At 62.9% G+C, this 17999-nt stretch carries 17 protein-coding genes; 7 read left to right on the top strand and 10 right to left on the bottom strand.

The features are described 5' to 3' along the window. The 4 genes from glpD to ACODS5_RS05600 all read right to left on the bottom strand — a co-directional run bounded on the left by glpD (position 1) and on the right by ACODS5_RS05600 (position 5099). A complete protein-coding gene (gene glpD / locus ACODS5_RS05615) occupies positions 1-1539 on the bottom strand; it encodes a glycerol-3-phosphate dehydrogenase (protein WP_177414262.1) in 1539 nt (512 codons plus the stop codon). 220 nt (positions 1540-1759) lie between these two features. Continuing rightward, complete coding sequence (gene glpR / locus ACODS5_RS05610; RefSeq protein ID WP_489108165.1) at positions 1760-2515, bottom strand: DNA-binding transcriptional repressor GlpR; 756 nt, start codon at positions 2513-2515, stop codon at positions 1760-1762. Positions 2516-2668: 153 nt separating this feature from the next. Next, a complete protein-coding gene (glpK, locus tag ACODS5_RS05605) occupies positions 2669-4168 on the bottom strand; it encodes a glycerol kinase GlpK (RefSeq protein ID WP_134693667.1) in 1500 nt (499 codons plus the stop codon). A 79-nt stretch (positions 4169-4247) separates the two neighbouring features. Continuing rightward, positions 4248-5099, bottom strand: coding sequence for an MIP/aquaporin family protein (locus ACODS5_RS05600; RefSeq protein WP_489108164.1), 852 nt, complete (start codon positions 5097-5099; stop codon positions 4248-4250). Positions 5100-5403: 304 nt separating this feature from the next. On the opposite strand from ACODS5_RS05600, the gene ybaK reads away from it, so the two are divergent. Continuing rightward, the gene (gene ybaK / locus ACODS5_RS05595; protein WP_134693665.1) at positions 5404-5874 is read left to right on the top strand and encodes a Cys-tRNA(Pro) deacylase; all 471 of its coding nucleotides are present in this window, start codon (positions 5404-5406) and stop codon (positions 5872-5874) included. 99 nt (positions 5875-5973) lie between these two features. Next, entirely contained in the window at positions 5974-6753 is a 780-nt protein-coding gene (locus ACODS5_RS05590; RefSeq protein ID WP_134693664.1) for a PhzF family phenazine biosynthesis protein, read from the top strand. Between the two features lie 88 nt (positions 6754-6841). Here the strand turns inward: ACODS5_RS05590 and ACODS5_RS05585 are convergent, their stop codons facing one another. Then, entirely contained in the window at positions 6842-7951 is a 1110-nt protein-coding gene (locus tag ACODS5_RS05585; RefSeq protein WP_134693663.1) for an ABC transporter ATP-binding protein, read from the bottom strand. Further along, positions 7948-8868 carry an ornithine carbamoyltransferase gene (argF, locus tag ACODS5_RS05580; RefSeq protein WP_134693662.1) on the bottom strand — a complete coding sequence of 307 codons (921 nt, stop codon included), beginning with the start codon at positions 8866-8868 and terminating at the stop codon, positions 7948-7950. Before argF ends, ACODS5_RS05585 begins: the two co-directional genes overlap by 4 nt. A gap of 364 nt (positions 8869-9232) precedes the next feature. Here argF and ACODS5_RS05575 point away from each other — a divergent pair, with 364 nt between their 5' ends. Together ACODS5_RS05575 and grxD are read left to right on the top strand one after the other, a co-directional pair. Beyond that, positions 9233-11341, top strand: a complete 2109-nt coding sequence (locus ACODS5_RS05575; protein WP_489108163.1) for a molybdopterin oxidoreductase family protein — start codon at positions 9233-9235, stop codon at positions 11339-11341. A gap of 91 nt (positions 11342-11432) precedes the next feature. Continuing rightward, complete coding sequence (grxD, locus tag ACODS5_RS05570; protein WP_027918973.1) at positions 11433-11768, top strand: Grx4 family monothiol glutaredoxin; 336 nt, start codon at positions 11433-11435, stop codon at positions 11766-11768. 178 nt (positions 11769-11946) lie between these two features. Here the strand turns inward: grxD and bfr are convergent, their stop codons facing one another. Beyond that, entirely contained in the window at positions 11947-12420 is a 474-nt protein-coding gene (gene bfr, locus ACODS5_RS05565; RefSeq protein WP_134693660.1) for a bacterioferritin, read from the bottom strand. A gap of 202 nt (positions 12421-12622) precedes the next feature. Beyond that, positions 12623-12844 carry a bacterioferritin-associated ferredoxin gene (locus ACODS5_RS05560; protein ID WP_011532520.1) on the bottom strand — a complete coding sequence of 74 codons (222 nt, stop codon included), beginning with the start codon at positions 12842-12844 and terminating at the stop codon, positions 12623-12625. Between the two features lie 216 nt (positions 12845-13060). Here ACODS5_RS05560 and ACODS5_RS05555 point away from each other — a divergent pair, with 216 nt between their 5' ends. After that, on the top strand, positions 13061-13663 hold the full coding sequence (locus tag ACODS5_RS05555; RefSeq protein ID WP_009684560.1) for a peroxiredoxin: 603 nt from the start codon (positions 13061-13063) through the stop codon (positions 13661-13663). A gap of 127 nt (positions 13664-13790) precedes the next feature. Here ACODS5_RS05555 and rnt read toward each other — a convergent pair whose 3' ends face one another. Then, on the bottom strand, positions 13791-14402 hold the full coding sequence (rnt, locus tag ACODS5_RS05550) for a ribonuclease T (RefSeq protein WP_372239547.1): 612 nt from the start codon (positions 14400-14402) through the stop codon (positions 13791-13793). A gap of 59 nt (positions 14403-14461) precedes the next feature. Then, the gene (gene pyrC / locus ACODS5_RS05545) at positions 14462-15508 is read right to left on the bottom strand and encodes a dihydroorotase (protein ID WP_134693658.1); all 1047 of its coding nucleotides are present in this window, start codon (positions 15506-15508) and stop codon (positions 14462-14464) included. 130 nt (positions 15509-15638) lie between these two features. Here pyrC and ACODS5_RS05540 point away from each other — a divergent pair, with 130 nt between their 5' ends. Then, positions 15639-16613: a flagellar protein MotY gene (locus tag ACODS5_RS05540; RefSeq protein ID WP_134693657.1), complete on the top strand. Its 975-nt coding sequence runs from the start codon at positions 15639-15641 to the stop codon at positions 16611-16613. A gap of 134 nt (positions 16614-16747) precedes the next feature. After that, positions 16748-17965, top strand: a complete 1218-nt coding sequence (locus ACODS5_RS05535) for an argininosuccinate synthase (protein ID WP_134693656.1) — start codon at positions 16748-16750, stop codon at positions 17963-17965. Positions 17966-17999 lie beyond the last annotated feature (34 nt).

Genomic DNA, 17999 nt, shown 5'->3' with positions numbered 1-17999 from the left:
TCAGGCTGCGCGGGTAGCGGCTTGGGCGGCCTGCTTGCGCTGCAGGTAGTCCGCCAGTGCCTGCTGTTCGGCGGCGCTGGTGAACAAGCCCAGTTTGGTCCGGCGCCAGAGGATGTCTTCGGCGCTGGCGGCCCATTCCTGGGCGCAAAGGTAGTCGACCTCGCGCGTGAACAGCCCACCGCCGATGGATTGCCCCAGGTCCTCGGGGCCCTGCACCGCCTCGAGCAACTGCCAGACGCGGCTACCGTAGGTCTGTGCCCAACGCTTGGCGATGTCCACTGCCAGCCAGCCATGGCGGGCCAGCAGGGCATCGACCAATGCTGGCGCGGTGGTCATGTCCTCGCCACCGGGCAGGGGCGAGGTGGCGGTCCAGCTGCCGCGCATCTGGGTGAAGTAGGGTTTCAGTTCGCCCATCGCCGATTCGGCCAGCTTGCGGTAGGTGGTGAGCTTGCCGCCGAATACCGACAGCAAAGGGGCCTGCCCCTCGCTGGCGGACAGCGCCAGGGTGTAGTCGCGGGTTACTGCCGAGGGGTTGTCCGACTCGTCGTTGCACAGTGGGCGGACGCCGGAATAGGTGTGCACGATGTCACTGCGCCCGAGCTGATGATTGAAGTGCTCGTTGACCACCTTCAACAGGTAGTCGGTTTCCTGCTCGGTGATCGCCACTTTGGCGGGGTCGCCGCTGTATTCGCGGTCAGTGGTGCCGATCAGGGTGAAACGCTCCAGATACGGGATGCAGAAGACGATACGCTGGTCTTCGTTCTGCAGAATGTAGGCATGGTCGCCCTCATACAGGCGCGGCACGATGAGGTGGCTGCCCTGGATCAGGCGGATACCGTACGGTGCGTCGAGCTTGAGATCATCCTTGATGAAGCTGGCCACCCAGGGGCCGGCGGCGTTGACCAGGGCGCGGGCGCGGAGGGTCTGCAGGGTGCCGTCGGCGTGCTGCAGTTCCACCTGCCACAGGCCATCGATGCGTTCGGCGCGCAGGCAGCGGGTGCGGGTGCGAATGTCCGCGCCGTTTTCCCGGGCGGCCATGGCGTTGAGCACCACCAGGCGGGCGTCGTCGACGGCGCAGTCAGCATACTCGAAGCCGCGGGTGATGGCCGGCTTGAGCGGGTAGCCTGGGCCGAAGCGCAGGCCGCGCGAGGCGCCCAGGCGCTTGCGTTTGCCCAGGTGATCATAGAGGAACAGGCCAGCGCGGATCATCCAGGCTGGGCGCAGGTGCGGACGGTGCGGCAGCACGAAGCGCATTGGCTTGACGATATGCGGCGCCTTGGCCAGCAGCACTTCGCGCTCGGCCAGGGCTTCGCGCACCAGGCGGAACTCATAGTGCTCCAGGTAGCGCAGGCCGCCATGGATCAGCTTGCTGCTGGCCGAGGAGGTGTGCTGGGCCAGATCGTCCTTTTCGCAAAGGAACACCTTGAGGCCGCGCCCGGCGGCATCGGCAGCGATGCCCACGCCATTGATGCCACCGCCGATCACGGCGAGGTCGTAGCAGTCGTGCAGGGGTGGCTGGGACGAAACGGGCTGGGACACGGGCAAGGCCTCCTGGGGCGTTCGCATCGAATGCGAACATTGATGTTCGTTTTCGAAAATACTAGCGCAATGAACAGGCGGCTGCCAGTCAGTCTTTATAGAAAAAACTGATCGGATGACAGGGAAATGAACATTTACGAAAAGACAAGATGATTGGTTTGCTAAGTGGAGGCCTCGAGCGTCGCGTGGGCGGCGCTCGGTCTCAACGCGGTAGAGGCGCTCAAACCACGTCGAGGCGGATCTTGTGCTGATTGAGCAACTGGCTGAGGGCCGCAGATGGTGCCTGGTCGGTCACCAGGCAATCGACCAGGTTGATCGAGCCCAGGCGTACCATGGCGTTGCGGCCGAACTTGCTGGAGTCCGCGGCGAGAATGACCTGGCGGGCATTGGTGATGATCGCCTGCGACACGCGCACTTCCTGGTAGTCGAAATCCAGCAGGCTGCCGTCTTCATCGATGCCGCTGATCCCGACCACGGCGAAATCGACCTTGAACTGGTTGATGAAATCGACGCTGGCCTGGCCGACCACGCCGCCATCGCGGCGCACCGTGCCACCCGCCACCAGCACCTCGAAATCATCCTTGGCGGCGAGAATCGCGGCTACGTGCAGGTTGTTGGTGATGACCTTCAAGTGGCTATGGTTGAGCAGGGCTCGGGCGATGGACTCGGTGGTGGTGCCGATGTTGATGAACAGCGAGGCGTGATCGGGGATTTGTTGGGCCACGGCTTCGGCGATGCGCTGCTTTTCATCGCGCATCTGGTCGGCACGCATGGCGTAGGCGGTGTTCTCGATGCTCGAGTCATAGGCTGCGCCACCGTGGTAGCGGCGTAGCAGGTTGACTTCGGCGAGCTGGTTGATATCGCGGCGGATGGTCTGCGGGGTGACGACGAACAGCTGCGCCATCTCCTCGATGCTGACATAGCCACGTTCGCGGACCAGCTCGAGAATTTGTTGTTGGCGTGGAGGCAGATTCATGGGCGGTCCTTTGGGGCAGCCGGACAAATTCTGCAATGATGCCGTAGCTCGGGGTGTAGGACCAGCCTGGTAATTGCCTGAAGGGCCGTCGCCGCAAGCCCGCTGCCACCATCGATCAGGTAGGAGCGGGCTTGCCGCGGTATACCTCAAGCCTCAGGCGTCGTGGTCTTCCCAGTCGCGGGTGCGGTCCACGGCCTTGCGCCAGCCCTTGTACAGCTTCTCTTTGGCGGCTTCATCCAGCTGCGGGCTGAATTCGCGCTCGATGATCGCCTTGTCGCGCAGCTCGTCCAGGCCGCTCCAGAAACCGCAGGCCAGGCCGGCCAGGTAAGCGGCGCCAAGGGCAGTGGTTTCGCGCATTTTCGGGCGCTCGACGCAGGTGCCGAGGATGTCGGCCTGGAACTGCATGAGGAAGTTGTTGGCCACCGCGCCACCGTCCACGCGCAGTTCCGACAGGCGCTGGCCGCAGTCCTGCTGCATGGCGTCGAGCACGTCGCGGGTCTGGTAGGCAATCGACTCCAGGGCTGCGCGAATGATGTGATCGACCTTGACGCCGCGGGTCAGGCCGAACAGCGCGCCGCGGGCATAGGGGTCCCAGTATGGGGCGCCCAGGCCGGTGAAGGCTGGTACCAGGTAGACGCCGTTGCTGTCCTTGACCTTGCTGGCGAAGTACTCGGTGTCGTAGGCGTCGTTGACGATCTTCAGTTCGTCGCGCAGCCACTGCACGGTGGAACCACCGTTGAATACCGCGCCTTCCAGGGCATAGGCCACTTCGCCGCGCGGGCCGCAGGCGATAGTGGTGAGCAGGCCGTGAGACGACTTGACCGCCTTGTCGCCAGTGTTCATCAGCAGGAAGCAACCGGTGCCGTAGGTGTTCTTGGCTTGGCCCGGCTCGACGCACATCTGGCCGAACAGCGCCGATTGCTGGTCGCCGGCGATACCGGCGATATCGATGCCGCTCTTGGTCTTGCCATAGACTTCGGACGACGGACGGACCTTGGGCAGCATCTGGCGCGGAATGCCGAGGATATCGAGCAGTTTTTCGTCCCACTGCAGGGTATGGATGTTGAACATCAGCGTGCGCGAGGCGTTGGTGTAGTCGGTGACATGCACCTTGCCGCCGGAGAACTTCCAGATCAGCCAGGTATCGACGGTGCCGAACAGCAGCTCGCCGCGTTCGGCGCGTTCGCGGGCGCCTTCGACGTTGTCGAGGATCCACTTGAGCTTGGTGCCGGAGAAGTACGGGTCGGTGACCAGGCCAGTGGTTTCGCGGATGTACTGCTCGTGGCCGTCGCGCTTGAGCTGGGCGCAGATCTCGGTGCTGCGGCGGCATTGCCAGACGATGGCGTTGTACACCGGGCGACCGGTTTCCTTGTCCCATACCACCGTGGTTTCACGCTGGTTGGTGATGCCGATGGCGGCGACCTGGGCATGGCTGATGCCGGCCTGGGCCAGGGCCTCGACCATGGTGGCGCTCTGGGTGGCGAAGATTTCCATCGGGTCGTGCTCGACCCAGCCGGCCTGCGGGTAGTGCTGGGCGAACTCGCGCTGGGAGGTGCCGACCACGTTGGCGTCACGGTCGAAGATGATCGCTCGCGAACTGGTGGTGCCTTGGTCCAGGGCGATGATGTAGTTCTTGTCCAGGGTGTCTGTCATGTCGATGGCCTTGCAAGAAATTGGAGTAGGTCAGGGCGTGGCGGGTGCGGGCTGATCGGCCTCGGGCACGGCGCGGGCATCAGGAAACCTGGGTATTACCCTGGGGATTATCGTCTGTCTGGGTTGTTTCGGCGTGCGCGCTCGGCAGGTTGCGGGCAATCAGGCCGCGGTACAGGGCCGCACCCAGGCTGGCGCCGAGAATCGGTGCGAAGATCGGCACCAGGAAATACGGAACATCGCGGCCGCCAGTGAAGGCCACTTCACCCCAGCCAGCAAGGAATGTCATCAGCTTTGGGCCGAAGTCACGTGCCGGGTTCATCGCGAAGCCGGTCAGTGGGCCCATGGCGCTGCCGATCACGGCGATCAGCAGGCCGATCAGCAAGGGCGCGGTGGCACCCCGTGGCAGACCGTTGTTGTCGTCGGTCAGGGCCATGATCACGGCCATCAGGATGGCGGTGATGATCACCTCTACCAGGAAGGCCTGGCCGGTGGACAGCGCCGGGTGCGGGTAGGTGGAGAAGGTCGAGGCCAGCTCGAGGCTAGCCTGGCTGCCACGGACCATGGCATGGCTCTGTTCGAAATCGAAGAACAGGTTGCTGTACAGGAAGTACACCAGCGCGGCGCCGCAGAACGCGCCACAGACCTGGGCCAGCATGTAGAACGGCAGTTTGCGCTTGTCGAAGCCGGCGAACAGTGCCAGGGCGATGCTCACCGCCGGGTTCAGGTGCGCGCCGGAAACGCCGGCGGTGAGGTAGATCGCCATGCTCACCCCGACCCCCCAGATGATGCTGATCTCCCACAGGCCGAAGCTGGCGCCGGCGACCTTGAGCGCGGCGACACAGCCAGTGCCGAAGAAGATGAGTAGGGCGGTGCCGAGGAATTCGGCCAGGCATTGGGCGGACAATGTCGGTTGTCGCAGTGCAGTCGTCATGTATGACCTCGGTTCTTGTTGTTGTGAGGCGCAGGGCGCTCGACAGCAAAATGCCCGGCATCAATCCCCATTGACGACAGGCGGGTACAGGAAGTGCACCTTATAAGTGCACCATTTATTCATAAACGAAAAAATATAGACAAGAAACGCTGATGTCAAAGGTCGAAAATGAACGTCTGGCCACATTCTGACTGCCAGGCCTTGGCATGAATCCATGGCCGCTGCTCTAACCTGGGCCTTGCGCTGGCTGGTGTGACGGATTTGCCCTAAAGTAGCCGCCGACCTGTGAGCTACTGGAGCTACCATGACCCCCGCCCTGGACCTGTTGAAAAAAGCCCGTGCCGAGCATCGCGTGCACAGCTACGAACACGATCCGAAGAGCGCTTCCTATGGCCTGGAGGCCGCGGAAAAGCTTGGTCTGGACCCGCAGCAGGTGTTCAAGACCTTGCTCGCCAGCAGCGAAAAAGGTGAGTTGCTGGTGGCGGTGGTGCCCGTGGTCGGCACTCTCGATTTGAAAGCCCTGGCCCATGCGGCGGGGGTGAAGAAATGCGAGATGGCCGATCCCCAGGCCGCCCAGCGCGCCACTGGCTACCTGGTGGGTGGCATCAGCCCGCTGGGCCAGAAGAAGCGCCTGCGCACCTTCATCGATCAATCGGCGCAACAATATGAAACCATTCATGTGAGTGCCGGGCGCCGTGGCCTGGAGGTGGAACTGGCGGCAGCGGTGCTGGCGGTTCACACCCATGGGCAATTTGCCGAGATCGGGCGCGGCTGATCATCTGTACTGATTCAAATCCCACGACTCTGTCACTGTTCGGTCCCGGGGCATTACTCCATGCTCTGGGCCCTTCTCGCCGAACACAGGAGTCATGGCATGCAGCTGCATTTTCATCAGGTCGACGCATTCAGTGACCGCCCCTTCGCCGGCAATCCGGCCATGGTCTACCACCTGGAGCAGTGGCTCGACGACGGGTTGATGCAGCAGATCGCCGCCGAGCACAACCTCGCCGAAACCGCGTTCGTGGTGGCTGAAGGGCAGGGTTATCGGATCCGTTGGTTCACCCCGAGCACCGAGGTGCCGCTGTGTGGCCATGCCACGCTGGCCACCGCTCATGTGCTGTTCGAGGTGTATGGCGAAAAGGCCCAACGTCTGGATTTTCAGAGCCAGTCGGGATTGCTGAGCGTGACCCGTGAAGATGGGTATCTATGGCTGGATTTTCCGCGTATCGATCCGCAACCGCTGGCAGAACCGCTGGCGGTGGCCGAAGCCTTGGGTTGCGAGGTGCAGGAGGTGTACCAGACCAAGGAACTGATGGTCGTGCTGGCCGCGGAGCAGGCCGTGCGTGACTGTGCGCCGAACATGGCGGCGCTGGCAGATTTGCCGGGGCTAGGGGTGATCGTCACCGCCCCGGGCGAGCAGCATGATTTTGTGTCGCGTTATTTCGCGCCCGGCATAGGCATCCCGGAGGATCCGGTTACCGGATCGACCCACTGCGCGTTGATCCCGTACTGGGCGGCGCGTCTGGGCAAGTCCGAGTTGCATGCCTTCCAGCGCTCGGCCAGGGGCGGGGAGCTGTTTTGCCGCCTGGAAGGGGAGCGGGTGAAGATCGGTGGAGTGGCCCGGCGGGTGGCCAGTGGCACGCTGATGCTGTGATCTATCCAGAGCATGGCGTCGTGCGCTTCGCCAGCAAGGCTGGCTCCTACCTGTTTGGTAGGGCCAGCTTTGCGGGCAGTTATACGGATCAGTGCGCCGAGCTGACCCGGCGTACTCCGTTCTCATGGCGCGCCAGTTGCGCCGCCACGCTGCCAGGCACCGGGAACAGCACCAGGTGATCGGCCGCCACGGCAATGCCGACCTCCTGGCCGACCGGGTGATCGTTATGGCTGGGGAAGATCGCTTCGAGCTGGCTGCCGGTGGGCAACTGCAGGCGATACAGGGTCGAGGCACCGAGAAAACTCTTGCCGATGACCTGTGCGCGCAAGGTGCTGTCGGGCGCATGGATGATGTCATCGGGACGCAGCAACACGTCCACCGAGCTGCCGGGGGCCATGGTATAGGCGCGGTTGCCACGCAGCTCGCCGAGCTCGGTGGTCACCGCCTCGTGGCTGCTCATCTGGCCACGGATGAAGTAGCCCTGGCCAATGAAACTGGCGACGAACGGCGTCTGCGGCTCGTGATAGAGGTTGTAGGGCGTGTCCCATTGCTCCAGGCGGCCCTCCTTGAACACCCCGACGTGGTCGCTGACGGCGAAGGCTTCTTCCTGGTCGTGGGTGACGAGGATGGCACTGGTGCCACGGCTCTTGAGAATATCGCGCACCTCGTGGCTCAGGCGTCGGCGCAGCTCCACGTCGAGGTTGGAGAAGGGCTCGTCGAGCAGCAGCAATTGCGGTTCCGGTGCCAGCGCCCGAGCCAGGGCGACGCGCTGTTGCTGGCCGCCGGACAGCTCGTGCGGGTAACGCCCGCCGAGGCCGCCGAGCTTGACCAGGGCGAGCATTTCCTCGACCACTTCAGCCTGCTTGGGGTGCTTGCCGATGCCGAAGGCGATGTTCTGCGCCACGGTAAGGTGGGGGAACAGCGCGTAGTCCTGGAACACCATGCCGATCCGGCGCTTCTCCGGGGCCAAGGTGAAGCCGGCGCGGGAGATGACCTCGCCGGCTAGCTGGATCTCGCCCTGGTGTACCGGCTCGAAACCGGCGATGGCGCGCAGGGTGGTGGTCTTGCCGCAGCCCGAAGAGCCCAGCAGGCAACCGATGTCGCCTGCGTTCAGGTGCAGGTTGAGGTTCTGGACGATGCGCTGGTCGCCATAGCCACAGGCGAGGTCGCGCAGGTTGAGCAGCAGGGATTGACTCATGCGTGGTGGTAAGCCGGTTCTACAAGGAATTCCAGAAGGGCCTTCTGTGCATGCAGGCGGTTTTCAGCCTCGTCCCAGGCGACCGAACGGGGGTCGTCGAGCAGGTCCTGGCTGATTTCCTCACCGCGGTGTGCGGGCAAGCAATGCATGAACAGGGCGTCGGGTGCCGCCAGGTCGAGCAGTTCGCGGGTGACCTGGTAAGGCGCGAAATGCGCCAGGCGCCGTGCAGTTTCCTCTTCTTGACCCATGGAAGTCCAGACATCCGTGGTCACCAGGTGGGCGCCACGCACCGCCTCCCTGGGGTCACGGACGATCTGCACGCGCTCGCCGCCCAGTTGCAGGAAGCGTGGGTCAGGGTCGTAGCCTTCTGGGCAGGCGATGCGCAGCTGGAAATCGAACTGCAGGGCGGCCTCGATATACGAGTTGCACATGTTGAAGCCATCGCCGACCCACGCCACGGTCTTGCCCTGGATCGCGCCGCGGTGCTCGACGAAGGTCTGCATGTCGGCCAGCAACTGGCAGGGGTGCGATTCATCGGACAGGCCGTTGATCACCGGTACCTTGGAATGGGCGGCGAACTCGGTGAGCGTGCTGTGGGCGTGGGTGCGGATCATCACCGCGTCGACCATGCTCGACAGCACGATCGCACTGTCGGCGATCGGTTCGCCACGGCCCAGCTGGGTGTCGCGCGGCGACAGGAAGATGGCTTGGCCGCCGAGCTGGATCATGCCGGCTTCGAACGACACCCGGGTACGGGTCGAGGATTTCTCGAAGATCATGCCCAGCACACGGTTCTTCAGCGGCTCGAACAGCACGCCACGCTTGCGCAGGTCCTTCAGCTCGATGCCTCGGCGGATCACACCGAGCAATTCGTCGGTGGTGAAATCCAGCAGGGAGAGAAAGTGCCTAGCGCTCATGATTGACTACCTTATCTGCAACGTTCTGCAGGTCGACCGTATGGTTTTTGTTGACAACGGAGGTGACCTGCGGCGTAAGCCGCACGGGGCGGACGGAATAGGGAAAGGCGCAATACTATAATTAAATGTCGCCTGAAACCAAGAGGGGAAACGCTGCCACTGTGGCAAAGGGTGTCGTAACCCTTTGGCAGGCAGCCGTTTTTTATTTGCTACAGAGGTTGTACACGGCTCGGCGCGGCTTTGGCAAACCCACTGTCGTGAATCGCCGGCCTGATGTCGCCCGATTCACGCGGCGAAGCGCGCTGGCACGCCGCAATGGCACGGCGCATAGTCGAACGTCCAGAACAACAAGGCAGAGGCGGCCATGACCAAGACCCTGCATCACCGAGCCTGTCACCTGTGCGAGGCCATCTGCGGCCTGAACATCGAAGTTAGCCACGAGGTCGATGGTCGGGCGCGCATCAGTTCGATCAAGGGAGACCCGCAGGACCCCTTCAGCCGTGGCCATATCTGCCCCAAGGCCGTGGCCCTGCAGGACATCCAGGAAGATCCGGACCGCTTGCGCCGGCCGCATCGGCGAGTGGCCGACGGCTGGCAGCCGATCAGTTGGGAGCAGGCATTCAAGTTGGCCGCCGAACGGTTGTGGGCGCTGCAGCAGGCGCACGGGCGCAATACCGTGGCGGTGTACCAGGGCAACCCCAGCGTGCACAACTACGGCTTGATGACCCACAGCAACTACTTCCTCGGCCTGCTCAAGACGCGCAACCGCTTTTCCGCGACCTCGGTCGACCAGCTACCACAGCACCTGACCAGCCACCTGATGTATGGCCACGGCCTGCTGCTGCCGATCCCGGACATCGACCATACCGAGTTCATGCTGATCCTTGGCGGCAATCCATTGGCCTCCAACGGCAGCATCATGACGGTCCCGGATGTGGAGAAGCGGCTCAAGGCGCTGAAGGCCAGGGGCGGGCGCCTGGTGGTGGTGGACCCGCGCCGTAGCGAGACGGCGGCGATGGCCGACCAGCACCTTTTCATCCGCCCAGGTGGCGATGCGGCGCTGCTGGCGGGGCTGCTGCATACCCTGTTCGCGGAGGATCTTGCCCGTGGATCGCATTTGCCGGTCAACGGCTTGGTACAGCTGCGCACAGCCCTGGCGCCGTTCGCTGCCGATGCCATGAGTGCGTGTTGTGGTATCCCGGCCGAGGCAATCCGGCAGTTGGCCCGGGATTTCGCCGCCGCCGACAAGGCCGTGTGCTATGGCCGCATGGGGGTGTCGACCCAGGCCTTCGGCACGTTGTGTCACTGGCTGGTGCAACTGATCAACCTGGTGACCGGCAACCTCGACCGCGAGGGCGGCGCGCTGTGTACGGAGCCTGCGGTGGACCTGGTGGCCAGTACCGCGGGCGGGCACTTCGACCAGTGGCGCAGCCGCGTCTCGGGCTTGCCCGAGTATGGCGGCGAACTGCCGGTGTCGGCCCTGGCTGAGGAAATTCTTGAGCCGGGCGAGGGGCAAGTGCGGGCTTTGGTCACGGTCGCCGGCAACCCGGTGTTGTCCACACCCAATGGCCGGCAGTTGGATGAAGCGCTGGCAGGCCTGGACTTCATGCTCAGCATCGATTTGTACATCAACGAGACCACGCGCCATGCCGACCTGATCCTGCCGTCGACCTCGGCCCTGGAGAACGACCATTACGACTCCACCTTCAACCTGTTGGCGGTGCGTAACGTCACCCGTTTCAACCGGGCGATCCTGACCAAGCCCGAGGGCGCGCTGCACGACTGGGAAATCTTCGTGGGGCTGGCCGAGGCGTTTGCCGCGCGCGCCCAGCTTGAGTTGAAGGCGACCTTGCCGCCAGCGCAGATGATCGATCAGGCGTTGCGCAAGGGCCGTCATGGCGACGGTTCGATCTGGCAGCTCTCGTTACAGACGCTCGAGCAGCATCCCCATGGCCTGGACCTGGGGCCGTTGCAGCCGAACTTGGCTGGCCGCCTGCGCACCGCCAGCCAGGCGGTCGAGGCCGTACCGCAGGTCTTGCTCGACGACCTGCAGCGCCTGGCTCGACAGCGGCCGCCGGTGCCAGGTCAACTGTTGTTGATCGGCCGTCGCCATGTGCGCAGCAACAACTCCTGGATGCACAACTTCCAGCGCCTGGTCAAAGGCAAGCCGCGCCACCAGTTGCTGATGCACCCGGAGGACTTGCGCCAGCGTCACTTGCACGATGGCCAGACCGTGCGGGTTCGTTCGCGCACCGGGGTGCTGGAGGTACAGGTGCAGGCCAGCGAGGACATGATGCCAGGGGTGGTCAGCCTGCCCCATGGTTTTGGCCATGCCCGCCAAGGGGCGCGTCTGCAGGTGGCGGCCGTGTTGCCTGGGGTCAGTGCCAACGACCTGACCGACGAGCGTCTGCGTGACGGCGTGTCTGGCAATGCCGCGCTCAATGGCGTACCGGTGCAGGTGGAGGCCGCCTGAGGTACGGCAAGGCCGAGCACGCTGCTCGGCTTTCCGTTACAATGCGCCACCGTGCCGACGATCACGTCGGAAAGTTCAGCCGAGGTGCTTCATGGATATCATCGAAACAATCAAAGAGCAGATCGCCAACAACACCGTTCTGCTTTATATGAAAGGCTCGCCGAATGCCCCGCAGTGCGGCTTCTCGGCCCGTGCTTCGCAGGCTGTGATGGGTTGTGGCGAGAAGTTCGCCTATGTCGACATCCTGCAGAACCCGGAAATCCGCGCCAACCTGCCCAAGTACGCCAACTGGCCGACCTTCCCGCAACTGTGGGTGGCCGGTGAGCTGGTCGGCGGCAGCGACATCATGCTGGAGATGTTCGAAAAGGGTGAGCTGCAGACCCTGATCAAGGAAGCGGCTGCCAAGGCCAAGGCTTCCGAAGCCTGATTCGGTCCTCGCATGACAAAAAGCCCCGCAATTGCGGGGCTTTTTGTTGCGTAGTGTCACCGCGTCGCCTGGTTCGCCAGCAAGGCTGGCACCTACGGTTGAAATAAACGTCTGTAGGAGCCGGCTTGCCGGCGAATACCGGTAGGCCTGGTGCCATCCACCGCGGCAGTGGCAGGGCTTATTCTTCGCCCATCTGCGATTGCAGGTAGTTCTCGATGGTGATCTTGTCGATCAGGCCCAGCTGGGTCTCCAGCCAGTCGATGTGCTCTTCCTCGGACTCGAGGATATCTTCGAGCAAGTCACGGGAACCGAAGTCGCCAGCGGTTTCGCAATGGGCGATGGCGGCTTTCAAGTCGGCGTGGGCTTTTTTCTCAAGCTTCAGGTCGCAGTCGAGCATCTCCTTGGTGTGCTCGCCGATCATCAGCTTGCCCAGGTCCTGCACGTTGGGGATGCCTTCGAGGAACAGAATACGCTTGATCAGCTTGTCAGCGTCCTTCATCGCGGTGATGGACTCTTTGTACTCGAGCTTGCCCAGCTTGTTCAGGCCCCAATCTTCATACATGCGTGCGTGCAGGAAGTACTGGTTGATCGCGACCAGCTCGTTTCCGAGGATCTTGTTGAGATGCTGGATGACGCTTACGTCGCCTTTCATAATGGGGTCCTGCCCTGTAGAAGTTGAGCCAATGAAATCAAGTTTGAGCCCGACTACTATCTATGTCAAACCTAAGTTATTGAATAATAAGTGAAAATTAATAGGAATAAGAATGTTTGTGAACCGCGTTAGGGCGCTAAGTTATTGAATTGAAGGCATAAAAAAACCGGACACGAGGTCCGGTTCTTTGAATTCTGTCAGGTCAGGCGGCGTTGAATTCCACGGGGTAGGGCAGCACGGCCTGTTGGCTCAGTTGCAATTCGGTGAGCGTTTCACGCACCACCTGCTTGGCCAGGCAGGCGCATTTGCCGCACTGGCTGGCGACGTTGGTCGCGGCTCGAACTTCCTTGTAGCTGCAGCATCCTTCGTAGATCGCATCGCGGATCTGTCCGTCGGTGACACCGACACAAAGACACACATACATAAAGGCTGACCATCGCAGGGTTGAGTCGATGGGTTGGAGAGTAATGGTAATGAGAATGCTTGTCAAAGCACTTTCTGAAAGGGCCATGCTTGAGCGACCGGTGGCACAGATTCGGCCTGTCACGCAAAGCTGTGTATGATGGTCAACCTTTGCTGGATCCGGGGGAATGCGTTCCACCCGGGCAAGCTTCTTCACCCCCTCATCAGGAGAAATCGAATGAGCGTACTCGTTGGCAAGAAAGCCCCTGACTTCACCGTACCGGCTGTGCTGGGCAACGGCGAAATCGTCGACAGCTTCAACCTGGCCTCGGCCATCAAAGGCAAGTACGGCCTGGTGTTCTTCTACCCGCTGGACTTCACCTTCGTCTGCCCGTCCGAGCTGATCGCCCTGGATCACCGCATCCCGGACTTCCAGGCCCGCAACGTGGAAGTGATCGGCGTGTCGATCGACTCGCACTTCACCCACAACGCCTGGCGTAACACCCCGGTCAACAACGGCGGCATCGGCCAGGTCAAGTACACCCTGGCGGCCGACATGACCCACGAAATCTGCAAGGCCTACGACGTCGAGTCCGAAGGCGGCGTGGCTTTCCGTGGCGCCTTCCTGATCGACACCAACGGTGTCGTGCGTTCGCAGATCGTCAACGACCTGCCACTGGGTCGTAACATGGACGAGCTGCTGCGCCTGGTCGACGCCCTGCAATTCCACGAAGAGCACGGCGAAGTCTGCCCGGCCAACTGGAAGAAAGGCGACAAGGGCATGAACGCTTCGCCGGAAGGTGTTGCCGCCTACCTGAGCGAGAATGCTGGCAAGCTGTAATTTGCCAAGCGCAAAAAAAACCGGCCCTGGTGGCCGGTTTTTTTTGCCTCAAGCTTCAAGCCTCAAGTGAAAAGCACGGCGCATGCAGGCAGCTCTTTCTTGTCGCTTGAAGCTTGTGGCTTGCAGCTCAGTCGTTGAAATCGCGCCAGCCGCCCATCTCTTTCCAGCGATTGACGATGCCGCAGAACAGCTCGGCGGTCTTCTCGGTGTCGTAGCGCGCCGAATGCGCTTCCTTGCCGTCGAAGTCGATGTCCGCACTCTGGCAAGCCCGGGCCAGCACAGTCTGCCCATAGGCGAGCCCGGCGAGGGTGGCGGTGTCGAAGCTGGAGAACGGGTGGAAGGGGTTGCGCTTGATATCGTTGCGCGCTACCGCGGCATTGAGGAAGCCCAGGTCGAAGCTGCTGTTATGGCCGACCAGGATCGCCCGCTTGCAGCCATTGGCCTTCAGTGCCTTGCGCACGCCACGGAAGATGTCGGTCAGCGCGCTGTCCTCACTCACCGCCATGCGCAGCGGGTGGTCCAGCTTGATGCCGGTGAACTCCAGGGCGGCCTGCTCGATGTTCGCGCCTTCGAAGGGCTCGACCCGATAGAAATAGGTGTGTTCGGGGAACAGGAAACCCTTCTCATCCATGCCGATGGTTACTGCGGCGATTTCCAGCAGGGCGTCGGTGGCGCTATTGAAACCGCCGGTTTCGACGTCCACCACCACTGGCAGGTAGCCACGGAAGCGCTCGGCCATCGGGTGGCGCGAGCCGCTGCTGACCGCGTTGTCCTGGTCGTCTTCGTAGAAGTCTTCGCTCACGCGTTGTCCTCCAGCAGGCGCCAGCGCAAGGTTTCACCGGCGCGCAGGGGAACCACGGTGGTGTCGCCGAACGGCAGGCTTTCAGGCGCCGACCATTCCTCGCGCACCAGGGTGATAGTGTCGGTGTTGCGTGGCAGGCCGTAGAAGTCCGGGCCGTGCTTGCTGGCGAACCCTTCAAGCTTGTCCAGGGCATTGCGTTGCTCGAACGCCTCGGCGTACAGCTCGATCGCGGCATAGGCGGTGTAACAGCCGGCACAGCCGCAGGCGGCTTCTTTCGCGTGCTTGGCGTGCGGCGCCGAGTCGGTGCCGAGGAAGAACTTCGGGTTGCCGCTGGTGGCCGCATCCAGCAGCGCCACCTGGTGGGTGTTGCGCTTGAGGATCGGCAGGCAATAGAAGTGCGGGCGAATGCCGCCGACCAGCATGTGATTGCGGTTGTACAGCAGGTGCTGGGCGGTGATGGTCGCGCCGACGTTGGCCGGGGCCTCGCTGACGAACTGCGCGGCATCGCCGGTGGTGATGTGCTCGAACACCACCTTGAGGGTCGGGAAGCGCTCTACCAGACGACGCATGTGCTCGTCGATGAAGCGCTTCTCGCGGTCGAACACGTCGATCTCGCTACGCGTGACTTCACCGTGCACCAGCAGTGGCATGCCGGTCTCGGCCAAGGCCTCGATCGCCGGGAAGATATTGTCGATGCTGGTCACGCCCGAGTCGGAGTTGGTGGTGGCGCCGGCCGGGTAGAGCTTGGCGGCGTACACGACGCCGCTGGCCTTGGCCGCGCGGACATCCTCGGGGCTGGTGCGGTCGGTGAGGTACAGCACCATCAGCGGCTCGAAGCGGCTGCCGGCAGGGCGGGCGGCAAGGATGCGCTCGCGGTAGGCGCCAGCTTCGACGGCGTTGCGCACCGGCGGCACGAGGTTGGGCATGATGATGGCACGGGCAAAGGTACGCGCCACGTCACCGACGGTATGTGGCAGGACGGCACCATCGCGCAGATGGATGTGCCAGTCGTCGGGGCGCAGGAGGGTCAGGCGATCGGACATTGGGAATTCCAGGCGGGTCGAACTCAGACCTCAATGCTACCGGAAAACCCCTTGTCGAGCACGGCTATCAAGTTTTCCCACGGGCGTCCGATAGCCTTGAGGTAAGCCGTCAGAATCTGTGGAGCCGCCCGTGCGCCAGCGTTACCTAGCCCTGTTCACCCTTGTCGCCAGCCTCCCGGCTGGGGCATTGACCTTCCAGACCCGCGTGGAGAACGTCGCCTGGAAAGTCGAGGGGAACCAGTTCGAATGCCGCCTGATCCAGCCGATCGACGGTTTCGGCAGCGGTGAGTTCGTGCGCCGCGCTGGTGAGCAGCCGACCTTCCAGCTGCGCTCGGACAGCAATGTGCTGGGGGCTGGCTCCGCCACCCTGCTGGCCGCGGCGGCGCCCTGGCAGCCCGGGCGCGGCGATATCAACCTGGGTGTGGTGCGCATGGCCCGCAACGGCGTGCTGTTCACCTCCAGTCAAGGGCAGGCCAGCCGCCTGATCAACGGCCTGCTCGATGGGCGCAGCAGCGTGGTGCGCAACTACGCCGGTGAAGGCGGGCGGGCCATGGAAGTGCATGTGATGCCGGTGAGTTTTGCCAAGGCTTACAGTGACTACCAGGTCTGCGCGGCCAAGCTGCTGCCGATGAACTACGACCAGATCCGCCAGACCCAGGTCGGCTTTCCCGGTGGCGGCATTGAACTGGACAGCTCGGCGCGCGCGCGCCTGGACGTGATCCTCGACTATCTGAAGGCCGATCCGTCGGTCAATCATATCGAGCTCAATGGCCACTCCGACAACAGCGGCAATCGCCTGACCAATCGCGACACCTCGCGCCGGCGGGCCCTGGCGGTGGCCGAATACTTCAAGGCCCATGGCGTGCCGGATGAGCAGATCACCGTGCGCTTCCATGGCGAACGCTACCCGCTGGCCAAGAACAACACGCCAGCCAACCGTGCGCGCAACCGCCGAGTCAACATCCAGCTTGACCGGGTGACGCCGGTGGAGAAGCCCGTCGAGCAGCCGCAGGTGCAGACCCCGCCAGCACCCACTGCTGCGCCTGCAGCTGCGGCCCCGGCAGGTGCCGCGGCACTTCCCGTGCAGCCCGCGCCAGGGAAATAATCCAGGGTGCGACCGCTGGTCGCGCTCTCGACAATTCCTGTCGCTTTGTCGTCACAAGCTGTCGCCCCATTGTAAATTTTTCGGCAAGGCCGGTAGAATCATCGGCTTTCCGTACAACCCCGTGGAGTGATGGCATGGCGGACGTAAAAAAGGTCGTATTGGCGTATTCCGGCGGCCTTGATACTTCGGTGATTCTCAAGTGGCTGCAGGACACCTACAACTGTGAAGTGGTGACCTTCACCGCCGACCTCGGTCAGGGCGAGGAGGTCGAGCCGGCCCGCGCCAAGGCCCAGGCAATGGGCGTGAAAGAAATCTACATCGACGACCTGCGCGAAGAATTCGTGCGTGATTTCGTGTTCCCGATGTTCCGTGCCAACACCGTCTACGAAGGCGAGTACCTGCTGGGTACTTCCATCGCCCGCCCGCTGATCGCCAAGCGTCTGATCGAGATCGCCAACGAAACCGGCGCCGATGCCATTTCCCACGGCGCTACCGGCAAGGGCAACGACCAGGTGCGCTTCGAGCTGGGTGCCTATGCGCTCAAGCCCGGCGTCAAGGTCATCGCTCCATGGCGCGAGTGGGACCTGCTGTCCCGCGAGAAACTGATGGACTACGCCGAGAAGCACGGTATCCCGATCGAGCGCCACGGCAAGAAGAAGTCGCCGTACTCGATGGACGCCAACCTGCTGCACATCTCCTACGAAGGCGGAGTCCTGGAGGATACCTGGACCGAGCACGAAGAAGACATGTGGCGTTGGAGCGTCTCGCCGGAGAATGCGCCAGACCAGGCCACCTATATCGAGCTGACCTACCGCAACGGTGACATTGTCGCCATCGACGGCGTCGAGAAAACCCCGGCCACGGTCCTGGCCGACCTCAACCGCATCGGTGGCGCCAACGGCATTGGCCGCCTCGATATCGTCGAGAACCGCTATGTCGGCATGAAGTCGCGCGGCTGCTACGAGACCCCAGGCGGCACTATCATGCTCAGGGCCCACCGTGCCATCGAGTCGATCACCCTGGACCGCGAAGTCGCTCACCTGAAAGATGAGCTGATGCCGAAGTACGCCAGCCTGATCTACACCGGCTACTGGTGGAGCCCGGAGCGTCTGATGCTGCAGCAAATGATCGACGCGTCCCAGGTCAACGTGAACGGTGTCGTGCGCCTGAAACTGTACAAGGGCAATGTCACCGTCGTCGGCCGTAAGTCCGACGACTCGCTGTTCGACGCCAATATCGCGACCTTCGAGGAAGACGGCGGGGCCTACAACCAGGCTGATGCCGCAGGCTTCATCAAGCTCAATGCCCTGCGTATGCGAATTGCTGCCAACAAGGGCCGTGCACTGCTCTAAGCAGGCGGTTGAAGAAAAAACCCGGCCAGTGCCG

It is taken from the genome of Pseudomonas sp. FG47 (assembly GCF_057809115.1).
Note: the sequence above shows the minus strand (reverse complement) of the source record. Positions and strands in the feature narration are given on the sequence as shown.